General features: G+C 60.1%; 9 protein-coding genes. 4 read left to right on the plus strand and 5 right to left on the minus strand.

Annotated features, from left to right (window positions below; genetic code table 11):
• Nucleotides 1–43: 43 nt before the first annotated feature.
• Nucleotides 44–3,724 (plus strand): hypothetical protein, encoded by a 3,681-nt coding sequence (locus ADB08_RS01775; protein WP_049170286.1) that lies wholly within the window; start codon nucleotides 44–46, stop codon nucleotides 3,722–3,724.
• Here the strand turns inward: ADB08_RS01775 and treZ are convergent.
• Nucleotides 3,721–5,637 (minus strand): malto-oligosyltrehalose trehalohydrolase, encoded by a 1,917-nt coding sequence (treZ, locus tag ADB08_RS01780; protein ID WP_049170287.1) that lies wholly within the window; start codon nucleotides 5,635–5,637, stop codon nucleotides 3,721–3,723. The two genes, ADB08_RS01775 and treZ, sit on opposite strands and share 4 nt — an antisense overlap.
• A gap of 129 nt (nucleotides 5,638–5,766) precedes the next feature.
• Here treZ and ADB08_RS01785 point away from each other — a divergent pair, with 129 nt between their 5' ends.
• On the plus strand, nucleotides 5,767–6,468 hold the full coding sequence (locus tag ADB08_RS01785) for a YigZ family protein (protein WP_370449640.1): 702 nt from the start codon (nucleotides 5,767–5,769) through the stop codon (nucleotides 6,466–6,468).
• A 6-nt stretch (nucleotides 6,469–6,474) separates the two neighbouring features.
• On the opposite strand, the gene ADB08_RS01790 is transcribed toward ADB08_RS01785, so the two are convergent.
• Complete coding sequence (locus ADB08_RS01790) at nucleotides 6,475–7,221, minus strand: helix-turn-helix domain-containing protein (RefSeq protein WP_048734728.1); 747 nt, start codon at nucleotides 7,219–7,221, stop codon at nucleotides 6,475–6,477.
• Nucleotides 7,222–7,373: 152 nt separating this feature from the next.
• On the opposite strand from ADB08_RS01790, the gene ADB08_RS01795 reads away from it, so the two are divergent.
• Together ADB08_RS01795 and ADB08_RS11265 are read left to right on the plus strand one after the other, a co-directional pair.
• Entirely contained in the window at nucleotides 7,374–7,619 is a 246-nt protein-coding gene (locus ADB08_RS01795) for a hypothetical protein (protein ID WP_005510313.1), read from the plus strand.
• Nucleotides 7,620–8,012: an RNA-binding S4 domain-containing protein gene (locus ADB08_RS11265; RefSeq protein WP_016422972.1), complete on the plus strand. Its 393-nt coding sequence runs from the start codon at nucleotides 7,620–7,622 to the stop codon at nucleotides 8,010–8,012. It begins immediately after the preceding gene.
• On the opposite strand, the gene ADB08_RS01800 is transcribed toward ADB08_RS11265, so the two are convergent.
• The 3 genes from ADB08_RS01800 to ADB08_RS01810 all read right to left on the minus strand — a co-directional run bounded on the left by ADB08_RS01800 (nucleotide 7,960) and on the right by ADB08_RS01810 (nucleotide 13,335).
• Nucleotides 7,960–9,126, minus strand: coding sequence for a GTP pyrophosphokinase (locus tag ADB08_RS01800; protein ID WP_065421638.1), 1,167 nt, complete (start codon nucleotides 9,124–9,126; stop codon nucleotides 7,960–7,962). The genes ADB08_RS11265 and ADB08_RS01800 overlap by 53 nt on opposite strands.
• On the minus strand, nucleotides 9,116–11,578 hold the full coding sequence (treY, locus tag ADB08_RS01805; RefSeq protein WP_048734725.1) for a malto-oligosyltrehalose synthase: 2,463 nt from the start codon (nucleotides 11,576–11,578) through the stop codon (nucleotides 9,116–9,118). Before treY ends, ADB08_RS01800 begins: the two co-directional genes overlap by 11 nt.
• Before the next feature lie 113 nt (nucleotides 11,579–11,691).
• The gene (locus ADB08_RS01810) at nucleotides 11,692–13,335 is read right to left on the minus strand and encodes an exonuclease domain-containing protein (protein WP_049170289.1); all 1,644 of its coding nucleotides are present in this window, start codon (nucleotides 13,333–13,335) and stop codon (nucleotides 11,692–11,694) included.
• Nucleotides 13,336–13,514 lie beyond the last annotated feature (179 nt).

A 13,514-nucleotide genomic window follows, 5' to 3' on the forward strand; every position in this document is an offset into this window, starting at 1 on the left:
CTTTTCGAGCAAGCTTTGTAGCGAAGGGGAGCGTCCACCCACTATGACTGGGGCAAGCAGTGTCGACCAGGGTGTCCGAGTGGAAAATACCGTGACTGTCGAAATGTGGCTGGCTGCCGCAGAGCAGGACCTGGCCACCCGGATTCCAGGGCTGTTGGAATCTGCCACACAGGCCAAAGTTGAGCCACTGTTTGTCTGGTCAGGGCTGGCGATGGACGAGGTTGAGCGTATCGACCGCTTCCTGGGAACGCTCCTGGCCCATCATCTGGCGGGCGGTACTGCCGCCGATATCGAAGCTGCGAAGAGTGTCGTTGACAATCACCCGCTGGTCACCCTTGCCTCGCTGGTAGGACGCGCCGCGCGTGTTGCGTCGGCAAGCGAAATGTGGCTGGACTGGCCAGCCGCTCTGCAGCTGGATCCAGACGCTGACACTACCGGCGCGCTCATCGAGCACCTCGCCGCCGCAGTGCCGACAATGCTGGCCAACGCTGGTTTGCCTAACGACGTCGACAGCAACCAAGCCGACGCGGATCCGCTGCAGCGGGCAGCGCAGGTGCTTCTGCTGCACGCGGGAGTGCAGCTGTCAGTGATGCCACTGATTATCGAGCGCTGCGAGGAACTTGCCGGGGTAGCGGAGCTATCCGACCCTTCATCAAATGACCTGGTACAGGCGCTTTCGAAGGTTCATCCGCTGCTCGAGGAGCTGCTGACCGAAATCGCAGAGGCGGAAGATGGTGTCTACCCGCTGGCGCTGCGTCAGCTGGCCAGGACGGCACCTCGTCAGGCACACAAGTTGTTTAAGGCAACCCTCGGCTACGCCATTGCCACCGCTGCCGATCCGGCCAACTGGGAGGCCCGGGAAGAACTCGGCCAGCTCGATGCGGGGCTGCCGCCTATTCTGGTGGCCGCTGCGCGTGAAGAGCTGCGTATGCGTCCGGCGGGTACTGCGAATCGTCGTGAAGCGGTGGGCGTGGTGGCAACGACCGGGCGCCCGCAGCTGTACTTCGATGAGCTGACGCAGACCGTTGGCGTACAGCTACCGACGCCGCTGGATCCGGCGGGACGGACCTGGCGTGTCACCTTCGGCGGCACGGTAGCAACGACGCCGGTGGTGGGCCTGCAGGATTCGCTGCCGCGTCCAGTGGTGACCATCGATGAGCCGGTGCGCGATGTGCTGGTGGAAATCGGCGATGAGAAGCACTGGCGAGTCCCCGCGATTAGCACTGAGGACCCAATTCTCATTTTCGGTGCCGACGGTCAGTCAGTCACAGACAAGGTCTCGCTACACTCGACGTCCGCTACGGTGGTCTACCCGGTTGATGCCACACTCGTTGACCCCGTTACGGGTGCTGAGGTGCCATTGCTATCGGACCCGCGCCCATTTAACTGGGAGTTGTGGCAAGTCGCTGAGATCGATCTTCGCGATGTTCATGCAGTTCAGGTTCGTCGGTCTGGGGCGGCTGGCGAGGTTCGCTCGGCATCACCGCAGCGTCAACCGCGAATGACCATGCCCCACGCGCGTCTCGACGGCACGGTGTCTGCCTACGGCACCCCGGTTTACGCCGGTGGTCCGGTCGCTGTGTTCCCGCCGACGCTGTCCGGTAAGGACGAGTCCTGGCGCGCCATCGTCACCGATTTTGGTGGCTATGGTGCGTTTACCACGGATTCCGTCATGGTCTATGACCTCGAGGTGCCCGCCGCGGGTGGCGAGGTTGAGATCCTTACCGATGATGATTACCCGTGGGTCGGCGAGTTCGTGGTTCGCCTGGTCAATCCGCGTGGCCGCAGCTTCCAGAAGCACTTCGCCATTGCGGAGCAGGCAGACCTCACGATCACTTACAGCGGTGGTGGTGACGGATTCCGCATCCCAACCATCGACGGTCTGAGCCCCGCCGACATCCGCGTTGTCTCCGGCGACAAGCCGCTTGACGCCGAGCCCGCTATCGTGCGCCTCGGGGCGGACGAAGTCACAGGTACCGTCGAGCTTTCCACCGACGAGGGCGCATGGCTGCAGTTGCAGGTCACGCCAGGCACGCTGCAGTTTGAGGTTCCGCTTGCCGACGAATCCGTCGCCCGCCGCACCACTACATTGGTCACCCGCCCGAAGCGTGTCGATGCCTTCGGCAAGATTGTCGTCAATGCCCCGGGCGAGTTGCGCCATGCGCATGTTGCAGTTTCCAGCGGTGAGCGCGACATCTGTCGTGTCCCCATCAAGCGTTTCGGCGATACTGGCTACGCGGAGTTCGGCAAGTTTGCAGACCGTATCTCCCTGCTGAAGGCTCTGCGCATCAGTTTGGACTGGACACGTGTGACGGGACGGAAGCGCCTGTCTGTACCACTGGTGGAGGCTTCCTCCCGCGATGCCATCCGCCAGATTGCCTTCAACGATGAAGCCACTGACATCATCGAGGTTGATGTCGCTGACGACGTTTCGCACTTGCCGATGACCCTGTGGCTCTGGGCCGCCGGTCAGCCGTGGCGCGAACCCGTCGCCCTCGAAGTCGTGGAGGGCGAATGCGAGCTTCCCGACGAGCTCCGCGGCCTCGGCCCATTTGTCGCGCAGGTGACTCTCGGTGTGGAAAAGGAACGCCACCCGCAGTGGCCGGCGGCCGGGTCGACCATTCTGAATCATGTCGATGATGCAGAGGCTATCGACCTCGATGGCGAGGACACCGATCCCGTTGCTCGCGCGCAGGAACTGTGGGGCGAGCTAAATCAGGATCAGCTCGCACGTTTGTGGACACTACTGGCGACCTTGCGGGCTGGTCGTGCAACCGACATGGCGCAGGCGAATCCGCTGCTGGCCGCACCTAGGTTGGGTGCGATCTTGTGTGCCGAACCACGCGCCGGTCTGGCAGCGTTGAACCGTTCAGTCATCGCGCTCGACGATCAGCCGGGTATGTTTATCGCCTCCGGACTCGTGCTGGGAGACTTCAGCGCTACTAAGCCAGTGCCGGGGCGTCGCCGTGTGCCGTGGCTCGGTGCATTGGCAGCATTGGCGGATCTCACTGATGAGAGCGTGGACCGTTCTCGTCAGCTGGATTACCTGCGCACAACTGGTGGCCAGGGACTGCTGGACATTGCTGCCAGCGGCCAGGACACCACCCTGGAGTCCGCTACTATCGACCAGAGCTCGGTGCAGATTACCTCGCTGCCGGAAGCACAGGCCAGCGCTATTCTGTCGCAGGTCTTTGATCCTTACCGCATGGTCCCGGGTCCGCTGACCGACGATGACGCTCGCTTCACCGCAATCTACGAAGTGGTACGCAATCGTGCTGAGATTGTGGAATCCGGTGTCATGACCCAGCTTGCCGCCGCCTCTCGGGTGTTGTTTAAGACGGTATCGAAGGCGTCTCCACGACTGCGCAAGGCGGTCAATGTGCGCTTCCACAAGCTCGACGGCATCGATGCGGATGATCCTTCGCTGCACTGGACTCTGGTGCCGGGAACGTCACTGCTTATTGCAGTGGCTGCCCGCGTATTGGCTCGTACTCAGGCTGAGAACTCTGATGCCAGTGTCGCCGCTGTCCGTGAGCTGATTCCGATGTGGGCTCAGCTGGCGGACCTGGTTCCGACGTTGGTGATGAGCGATATTCTCATCGCAGACGCGTTGGTGGCTCACGTCCTCCACGGTGATGTCACCGAGTTGCCGTGGCCAGCACCCGAGTCGGGTGCGGCGGATGAGGAAGAGTCCGACACCGAGGCTGAAAATCCGGCTGACTAGCTGAGCGAGACGACAGCGTAGCCCCACGCTGGAAGCGAGATTTCGGGACCAGCAGCTTCGTCATTGACGATGCTGGCTGCTGCGTCCTCAAAAGTGTGTAGCAGGTGGGCGGAACCGAACTCGGAATCCAGGCTGACGCTGGTTTCGGCGTCGGAGAAATTCGCAACCAAAGCGACAGTTTCAAAGGCATCCGAGTTTCGGGCACCCATTTCGCGCTCATCCTGGCTGCGCACAACGACGAGGCAACGATTGTCCTCGTCATACTCAGTCACTACAGATGCCGACCACGGAGTGCGAAGCGACGGGTGTGACTTCCGCAGCGCGAAGAGATCGCGGTAGGCCGCCAGAATAGTGGCGTGCGAGCCCTCCGAGACCTCCTGCCAATTGAGCTTCGAGCGGTTAAAGGTCTCTGGATCGGATGGGTCGGATACCTCCTTCGGATCCCACCCGGCACGGGCAAACTCACGTAGGCGTCCCTCGCGCGTGAGCCGCTGCAGCTCCGTATCTTCATGGGAACAGAAGAAAGCAAACGGGGTAGAGGCGCCCCATTCCTCACCTTGGAAAAGCATCGGGGTGAAAGGACTGCAGGCGATAACTGCTGCCTTTAAAACCTGCTGCGCCGGAGTGAGGTTCATCGACGGACGGTCACCGACAGCGCGGTTTCCCGTTTGATCATGTGTGGTCGTGTACGTTACGAAAGCATGCATGGGCTGTACAGACAGGTCGAAGAGACGACCATGAGTGCGACCACGGAACGTCGACATTGTGCCCGTATGCCAGAAGCCAGTTTCCAAAGCACTAGCTAGCGCTTCCACCGACCCAAAGTCTGAGTAGTAGGCGTGGTCCTCGCCAGATACTAGCGTGTGCAGTGCATGGTGGACGTCATCATCCCACTGAGCGTTGAGGCCAAAGCCACCAGCGGCGCGCGGACGGACCAAACGCGGATCATTCTGGTCGGACTCTGCAATCAAAGAACGCGGAATACCAGTCTCGGCTGCGACAGTGTCTGCGACAACCTGCATCTGCTCCAGAATGTGGAATGCGCCCTCGTCATGCAGGGCATGGACTGCGTCCAGACGAAGACCGTCGACGTGGTAATCCACCAGCCATTGGCGCACTGCATCCAAAATATACGCACGCACCTCATCAGAGTTGTCGCCAGTGAGATTGACAACCTCACCCCAACCCGTCGAACCACCAGCGGTGTAGGGACCGAAAAACCCCACATAGTTGCCGTCTGGGCCAAAGTGGTTAAAGACCACATCCAAGATGACAGCCAAACCCTTTCGGTGGCACGTATCAACTAGCTTCTGTAGACCCCGCGGGCCACCGTAGCCCTCGTGCACGCTGTGCCAGGACACACCGTCATAGCCCCAATTGCGGTCACCGCCGAAAGGCTGCACTGGCATCAGCTCAATGTGTGTTACCCCCAGCTCAATCAGATGGTCTAGATGTTCCACCAAACCTTCGAAATCACCAGAATCGCTGAAGGTGCCCACATGCAGCTCATAAATCAGACCTCCTGGCAGAATCCGGCCCGACCAGGCCGAGTCCTTCCACTTATAGGCACCCAGGTCAACGACCTCGGAGAAACCATGCGGACCATCCGGCTGCGACTGGGAACGCGGATCTGGCAGCGGTATTGTCCAGTCACCGACAGCAGGGGAGGAGCCGTCCCCCGATTCGTCGTCAGGCGCGCCGAATCCCGCATGTGCCCGCAGCGAAAATGCGTAGCGATCCCCCGGTGTACGAGCCACATCAGCTTCAAACCAACCAGAGTTGGCGCCGTAGCCATCGGTGGCGTCAGCGATTGGATGCATATCAAAAATCGCTGGCGCGTCAGGATTGCCCAACAGCAGACGGACTTCGGAAGCGTACGGGGCCCAGACTCGGTAGTTGCTCATGGGCACCATGGTAGGTCAGTCAGCGGATTGGCACAGGGGAACCGTTTTCGAACACCGCGTATTTGAGGTGAGTCCAAGGTGAAGTCGAGATAGTAGCGAGCGACGGTGATTGGGTGTGCACGAAGCCCATACGCAACAATGGACACTATGACCACCGAGCCATCCACTTCGACCGAAGCGACGCAGAAGCAGCGCGACATCGAGCTGATTGTCCCCGCCGGCGGTGACATCGTCACGAATGAAATCGAGATTAAGAAATCTCGCTTCATCACGTGGATCGCGCGTGCTGACGACGAAGACAGCGCCCGAGAGGTCATCAATTTGGCCAAGGCGGAGTACCCGGATGCTCGCCACCACTGCAGCGCATACATTCATGAGGTCGTCGGAGGGAATCGGGTGGAGCGATCCTCAGATGACGGTGAACCTGGCGGCACGGCAGGGCGCCCAATGCTCGATGTGCTCCAGGGCTCTGGAATGACGAATGTCACCGCCGTAGTGATCCGCTATTTTGGCGGCATCAAATTAGGCACGGGTGGGCTTGTGAGGGCCTATTCGGATTCGGTCTCAGAGTGTCTAGAAAAAGTCACGCGCATGCGGCGCGTGCAAAGAGCCTTGAGAGTAGTGAGTGTCTCCGCCGCAGATGCCGGTCGCATCGAAGCGGAATTGCGTGCTCGTGGTTATGAGATCGTGGAAACGCGGTGGGGCCAGAACGTGGAGTTTTCCATCGCGGTGACTGCCGATGGGATTGCCCAGCTTGACGGCGAAATGCAGGCGCTGACTAAGGGAGCTAGCGAGCCGTCTACGGACGGTGGCGAAATCTGGTGGGAGCTGCGCGCCTAACAGCCACTAACCCTGGTTCGGGGACTCCTCGCCGTTGTGTGCGCCGCGATGACGCTTGAGAATTTCCACCAGTTCGTCCTTGTTTTCCGCAATCTTTTCCGGCCGACCGAAGACACAGACCGCAGCCACAGTAGCGCCGTCTTCCTCCACTGCGATAGAGACACCATCGACGCCACCGCCTTCGGCAATACCCGGGGCAGCACAGACGCCGGTCTCTGCGATTTCCCCGGCCTGGCGGAGGAAATCATCCACATAAACCTGGTCTTCCGGTCGCGCGGAGTTCAGGTAGGACCACAGTTCGCGCTTTTCAAACCGACTCATCAAAACCCAACCTGCAGAGGTGCGCAGCAGCGAGCGTGGCAGGAAGTTCTCCGTCAGGTACTGGTAGCGCATGGATTCACCGACGGTTTTGAGGTAGAAAAGCTTGCCACCAACCGGCAGTGCCAGCACGGTAATCAAGCCAGTTTCGTTGTGAATCGCCTCAAGCTCGGCCGTCGGAACATGGACCATGCGACGACCGGCCATGACATTGAGCAGAAACGGTGCCATGCCGAGCGTGTAACGCTTGTTGGACTCGTCAAGGTAACCTGTCACAGTCAGACCGTTGACAAGGCCCTGCGTGGTACTGAGCGGATAGTTCAACGTGTGGGCGATGTCAGTGAGGGTTAGACCTTCGTTAGAGCGCGCAACGAGTTCGAGGATCGCCGCAACGCGGTCGACCATGCGGTGGCGGGGGCGGACAGTTTCTGTCATAGGACTAACACTAGCAATCAACCTACGCCATTGTGTTAATTACCTACCCAAATAGGAATATCTAGCAGGTTTGCTATAGCTGTAGAAATTTTTCCCGAATTGTACGCCCTATCGACCTATGCGATGCGTCAGGGCGACCAGAACGCTCTAATATGTACTCCATGAGCTATCTTCAGCCCCAACCTCAGAACCCCATTGAGCTCCGTAAGAACGCGGTGCGAAAGTACTCCCGCAATGCCGTTGTATGGGCAGGCAGCGGTGTCGTCGGCGGTGCAGTGCTCGGACTTCTAGCCGGAAGCATGTCCCTATTCCTCATCCTGGCAGTAGTCGGCCTGGTCGGTGGTTTTCTCAATTGGCAAAAGGTTCAGCGGATTGTGAACTACAAGGATCCGCAGTAAATGCCTGCTCAGCAGCAATTGTCTACCGAACCAGTGCGTATCGATGCCTGGATTTGGGCGGTCAGGTTGCTGAAAACTCGCTCATTGGCCGCAGATGCGTGCCGTGGCGGCCACGTCAAAGTCAACGGCGAAGCCGTGAAACCCTCAGTTCTGGTCGTCCCAGGGGACAGAGTGCGACTGTGGGCAAACCACCGCGAACACATTGTTGAGGTCACCAAGACGGTGAAGAAGCGGGTCGGAGCTCCGGTGGCCAGGCAGTGCTATATCGACCACTCTCCGCCACCGCCTCCGAGGGAGATTCTCGCATCGATGCCGATGCGCGATCGCGGTGCCGGGCGGCCTACGAAGCGCGATCGCCGTCAGCTCGATCGTCTTCGGGGACGTCGCTCATAGGCATCCCGGCCTCCGCTAGTTGCTGCAACCGTGCGCGCAAACGGGCTGGTCGACGCTTCGGGTTATGGCTGGTATCTGCAGTGGCCTTGATGTGCTTTTCACCGCGAGCCGCTAGTAGTAGGTCATCGATAACACGCACATGGCCTGGGTTAAAGCGGTACTTCATGGCCTTGCTTACCGCACTGAGGCGCTGTGGATTAAGTAGCTCTCGCAGCTGCCCGACAGTGCGAATGCCATTGCGCTCCAGCAGTTCTTCTGCCCAGCCGTAATGTTCTGATTTCGATCGGGGCGCATCTGGAAGCAGCATCGTCAGCACGCCGGGTAGGGTTTCCTCAGTCACCACAATGTCATCGGCTGTGGTCTTTGCCGGAGCTGAGGGCTGTTTGCCCTCTCCCTGCGCGGAATCGTCCGGCGTGGATTCCTCCAGCACGGCAACGACTTGGTCGAACTGCTGATCCGCGAGCTCAATAAGGCCAGCGGCCAGCGCAAAAGCTCGATCAATCCGCGGGTCTGTCGCTCCCTCAGGGGCCTTATAGCGAATATCGTGCTCAAATTCCGCCCACGCATGCTGCAGCACAGTGCGCAGTTGCACCTCAAACTGCATATCCGCATATGGAGCTAGCTCTGACGGCGCCGCCGTCGACACCTTGCAGATCAAGTGCTGGGAGCCGTATCCCAACCGGCCGCTGATTCGTGTCTCCGCGGTTTTGTCAATCCTACGCAGCACAGTCAGCGAATCTCCCAGCGCATCCATGATCGCGGGAATCTCCGTCGAATGGTACGTGGTTACACGCACACCGATGATGTCGTGGATACCGTGCCACGGGTCAGGGTAGACGTAGTTGCCGTCCGCTTCACGACGCAGGGCCTTCTGCCGCAATGAGCGGAAAGACTTCACCCGCGCCGTGACATTGTCAAAGGCCAAACCGGCATCGGAGAGAATCTCTTTAATCGCATCGACAAAGTCCTGCGCGGCGGTGGGGTGCCGAGTTGCCCACGAGTCGTACTTCGACTGCAGCGCACGTGTAACCTCTCGATCCTCCGCCAACTGAGCCTTGCGGGTCTGATCGCGGGAACCGTCGGCAAGCGAATCCTTCATTCGATTAGTCGTCATCGTCCTCGCGTACCAGCAGTGCTACTGGGAAGGAGCTGAACAGAGAAGCCACGGCGATGGTGCCGGACCAAGTATGGCCAGTGAAACGGTCGGTCCAGAATCCCTTGGGAAGTGTCACTGTAGTGTCGCCCCAACCGCCTTCGCGTTGCAGCCCCAGCGGACGGCGCGTCACCAGCGCGATAACATCTTCCGGCTCGCCCTTCGGTCCACGTGCTGCACCGACCAAATGACGCTCGCCGACACCCACGGCGAATACTGGCTGGTAGGCGCCGCCGACGAAGGACTCCGGGCGTTCCGCACGCAGCTTCACTCCGTGGTGAGTCACCATCAGCTTTGCGACGTCCGCATCGGCATCCGTAAAGTCCTCCGGCAGCTCAGCTGGGTGCTCTGGACTCTTAGTCACCGACGTGACCTCATCGCGGGCAACCTTATCCAGCGCCGCGACGCGCGCATCATAGTCGACGAAGCGGCGGTTGTCGGGATCAACCAGGGAGTCCTCTGTGAACTCCGTCCCCTGGTAGGTATCGGGGATGCCGGGGCCGACAAGCTGGAGGAGCTTGCGCGACAGTGACGTGGTCAGGGCAGCTGGCGCAATGGAGCGGACGAACTCTGTGATGGAGTCGGTCAGGGGGCCGTCGAGAAGCGCGTCAATCCAGCTGCGGATGCCGAGTTCGAACTCCTCGACCGGCTCCGTCCAGGAGGTGTGCACATCTGCCTCGCGGATGGCCTTAATGGCGTAGTCGTGGAGGCGTTCGCGCAGTTCATCGGTAATCACGCCGTCGGTCGGCCAGACTCCGATGATGTTCTGCAGCAGGAAGTAGCCGGTGGCATCGTCCGGGGCGGGGGTGATGGCCATCCAGTTGCGGACATTTTCAGCCCAGTCGCCGGAGACATCGGAGAGCTGGAGAATGCGGGCGCGGACATCTTCGCCGCGCTTGGTGTCGTGCGTGGACAGCGTGGTCATGGTTCGTGGCCAGAGGCGAGCACGTTCCGACTGCAACAGGTGGAACTCCGCCGCAGACATGCCGTAGCGACCGAGATCACCGCCGACTTCGTTTAGGCTGATCAGGCGGCAGGCACGGTAGAAGGTGGTGTCTTCGACACCCTTTGCCATGACCGCACCACAAACCTGAGCGAACCGCGTGGCGGCCTCACCACCGGCTACCAAACCTGCCGAAATGAGGTCGAGGGCAAAGACACGCGAGGGGAAACGCGCTGCCATTTCACCAATGACCGTGGAAGCCACTCGCGACAGGGAGACATAGTCCGAACGGTAGACAGGCATGGCAGCGACCAGCTTGCAGATGGTGTCGATAAGTACCTCATCGCTGACGCTGGTACCGCTGATAGACCAGTTATCGCGGCGCAGGGCACGTGCTAGACGACGGACTTCTGCAGCCAACTCGTGCGCTGCGACATCGTGTTTGAGAGCCTGCGCAGTTGCCTGCACGGCAGTTTTGTCCCAGGTTGAGCCGGACTGCTGCAGAGCCAACATACTCATGGCGTCTCGGGAGTCGCGGTTGACGAAGACATTGTCGAACTCACGCAGGGCGTCGTAACCCGTGGTGCCGTCAACCTGGAGCCTCGGATCCAGTGGCTCTTCGGCACCCAGAATCTTCTCGATAACCAGCCACTTGTCATCGCCGAGTAGACGGCGCAGCTCACTGAGGTATCCGAATGGGTTGCTGAGGCCATCCGGGTGGTCAATGCGGACACCGTCAATGATGTCCGCAGCTAGCAGCTCGCGGATGATGCGGTGTGTGTGCTCGAATACCACCGGGTTTTCCTGGCGGATGCCGGCCAGACCGTTGACGCTGAAGAATCGACGGTAGCCAATGACCCCGTCCTTCCAGTACATCAGGCGATAGGCCTGGCGATCATGTACTTCCTGCGGGGTGCCGTCCTCGGTGCCGGGGCGCACCGGGAATGCATTGTCGTAGTAACGCAGAAGTGGCTCGTCACCAGACGTGTCGAGCTCCAGCTTGTCGATATCCTCCGGGGAGCCCAGAATCGGCAACCCCATCTTGCCGTTGGCACCGTTGTCCTCGTGCCAGTCGATGTCGAAGTAGGGCTCGAACTGAGAATCCTTGCCATAGGTCAGAACGTCCCACCACCAGGCATTGAGCTTGGGCTCCTCAACACCGAGGTGGTTCGGTACCAGGTCGATAATGATGCCCAGACCGGCCTTGTGCGCCACCTGCGCGAGCTTCTGCAGCTCTTCCATGCCGCCGAGCTCCGGGTTCACCGTCGTCGGATCGATGACATCGTAGCCATGGTTAGACTCCGGTACGGCGGTGAGGATAGGCGACAGATACAGGTGTGAAATTCCGAGGTCTGCCAAGTAGCCGACCTGTTCAGCCGCGTCAGCGAACGTGAAAGCGCGCCCGTTTGGGTCGGCCTTGGGGCCACGGAGTTGGAGACGGTAGGTGGACGTAATTGGTCGGCGACTCATGTTCCCCTTTATACCGCCCACCAGGAAAAGCTGCTGCCTGACCGCTGTGGCAGCAGCTAGCCCCAGAGTCTGCGCCTGCCGTCCGAATGCGAATTTCTTCTCGTGAACGTGGCCTAGAAGGGTGGCATTCCGTCATCGCCGGGCAGGGAAGTAGAACCGAACAACGGAACCGACTCACTGGAGTTGTTTCCGGCGCTGGCGCTAGGTGTCCCTTCCGCAGTGTCTCCTGCTTCGGACGCGCCATCCTCTTCCGGATTCAGCCCGAGTGCGGTGAAGAGCTCCTTCTCAGTCCAAATCTGGATTTCCTGGCCTTCGGCCTGCAGCTGTCGAGCCCTCTTCTCCTTCGACGTCACCGAATCCCACGGACCGGCGACCAAAATGGTCGTTTTCTTCGTGACACCCTTATTGATATTCGCACCTGCAAAGGCGATCTTATCCCACAGAAAGCCCTTGTCATACGGGGCAAAATCGCCGGTCAGCGTCACCCGCTGCTGGTACAGCAGGCCGCTTGGATCCGCGTCCGGATTCGGGTCTGGAATGGTGTCCGGTGTCTTGGCCGCATCCCATTTCGCATTGCGACGCGGCCGACGTGACGGCGCGGAACTGCCGGACTGCGCACCAGCACCAGCACCAGTTCCCGCGTTGGTCCCGGCGCCAGTGCTGGCGACACCAGCCGGGTCATAGCGCACCATCCGCACTCGTCCACTGCCAATCTGGCCCAAGCTCAGCGAGACCTTCTGGCTCAAATCAGCCACCGACGTTGCGCGCTGCTGCTCCATCAACCACAGCGCTACCTCAGCACATGCGACCGCATCGGCCGTCGCATCATGATGATTCTCCAGCGACGTCCCCGCGGCCTCCGCCAATGTCGGCAGCTTCAAGTTGGGCAGCCCCAACTGCATCTGCCGAGCCCACATATAAGTACACGCAAAATTCAACTTCGGTGCTGGAATGCCTTCCGCCCGGCACGCCCGCGACAGGGCTGTGAAATCAAACCGCGCATTGTGAGCAACTACGTCCAAATCCCCAACGACGTCAACAAACTTCGCCAGCTGCTCCGGAAATGACGGCTCACCGGCCACATCCGCCGCTGTGATGCCATGAATCGCGACATTGGCTTCATCAAAATACTCCAGCCCCTTTGGCGGACGGCACATCCAGGAATAACGATCCGTCACCTTCCCGCCACGCACGACCGCAACACCAAGCTGAATAATCGAGCCGGTGTCTTCGTTCGCTGTCTCTACATCGAACGCCGCAAACGGTGCGATGTCTGACACCGCAACCTCATCCCCAGTAGGAAGCGGTGCAAAAGGCACAGAGTGCTTTACGACGTCGCCCGCGCCCTCAACCACACTCACGCCTTCGGTGACCGCCGCGCGCTGTGCCACCCACGGCATCAACGTGGAAGTAAAAGCATCTGCTGAGTTGTAGAACTCAGGATTCTTGGCTATCTCCGCCACGAGGTCTGCCAGCAACTGCGCTGCTGCCTGACGATGAGGCATCACACGGGCCTTTGGTAAAGCTACCCCGAGGTCTACCGTGCCGGGGAAAAAGCGGTTGGCCGGAGTGTAGACACCGTTTTTACTTGCCGATGCGACCTCGGCAACGTCGGTAAGCGGGAGGGGCTTCGCGGGGGCGGTGCTGGCCGTGTTGATGGTGTGGGTAAGGCGGAGCCCATCTGCGGTAATAGTCACCGTGTCGCCTGTGAGCTCGAAGACGACGGCGGGCTCGGAGGATGGCGTGGTCGTAGTCATGCACTAGATGGTAGCGCCGATGGCGGATTGAGCCCCATAGAGGCTGCGGTACCTGCGGTTCTCGCCGAGTACACATGGCTTCCGACAATGTGGAAATGCCCACAAAAATAGGAATATTTATGGAGCGTTCGGACAGTGGGGGTGTCTGTACCCCTGAAAACCACATGTTTTGGGGGGTT

This window comes from Corynebacterium sp. 239_CJEI (assembly GCF_001055995.1).
GTDB lineage: Bacteria > Actinomycetota > Actinomycetes > Mycobacteriales > Mycobacteriaceae > Corynebacterium > Corynebacterium jeikeium_D.

Excerpts from the sequence above, each read along its gene's own strand:
- ADB08_RS01775 (WP_049170286.1), top strand. The coding sequence starts at position 44 with ATGACTGGGGCAAGCAGTGTCGACCAGGGTGTCCGAGTGGAAAATACC.
- treZ (WP_049170287.1), bottom strand. The coding sequence starts at position 5,637 with ATGGTGCCCATGAGCAACTACCGAGTCTGGGCCCCGTACGCTTCCGAA.
- ADB08_RS01785 (WP_370449640.1), top strand. The coding sequence starts at position 5,767 with ATGGACACTATGACCACCGAGCCATCCACTTCGACCGAAGCGACGCAG.
- ADB08_RS01790 (WP_048734728.1), bottom strand. The coding sequence starts at position 7,221 with ATGACAGAAACTGTCCGCCCCCGCCACCGCATGGTCGACCGCGTTGCG.
- ADB08_RS01795 (WP_005510313.1), top strand. The coding sequence starts at position 7,374 with ATGTACTCCATGAGCTATCTTCAGCCCCAACCTCAGAACCCCATTGAG.
- ADB08_RS11265 (WP_016422972.1), top strand. The coding sequence starts at position 7,620 with ATGCCTGCTCAGCAGCAATTGTCTACCGAACCAGTGCGTATCGATGCC.
- ADB08_RS01800 (WP_065421638.1), bottom strand. The coding sequence starts at position 9,126 with ATGACGACTAATCGAATGAAGGATTCGCTTGCCGACGGTTCCCGCGAT.
- treY (WP_048734725.1), bottom strand. The coding sequence starts at position 11,578 with ATGAGTCGCCGACCAATTACGTCCACCTACCGTCTCCAACTCCGTGGC.
- ADB08_RS01810 (WP_049170289.1), bottom strand. The coding sequence starts at position 13,335 with ATGACTACGACCACGCCATCCTCCGAGCCCGCCGTCGTCTTCGAGCTC.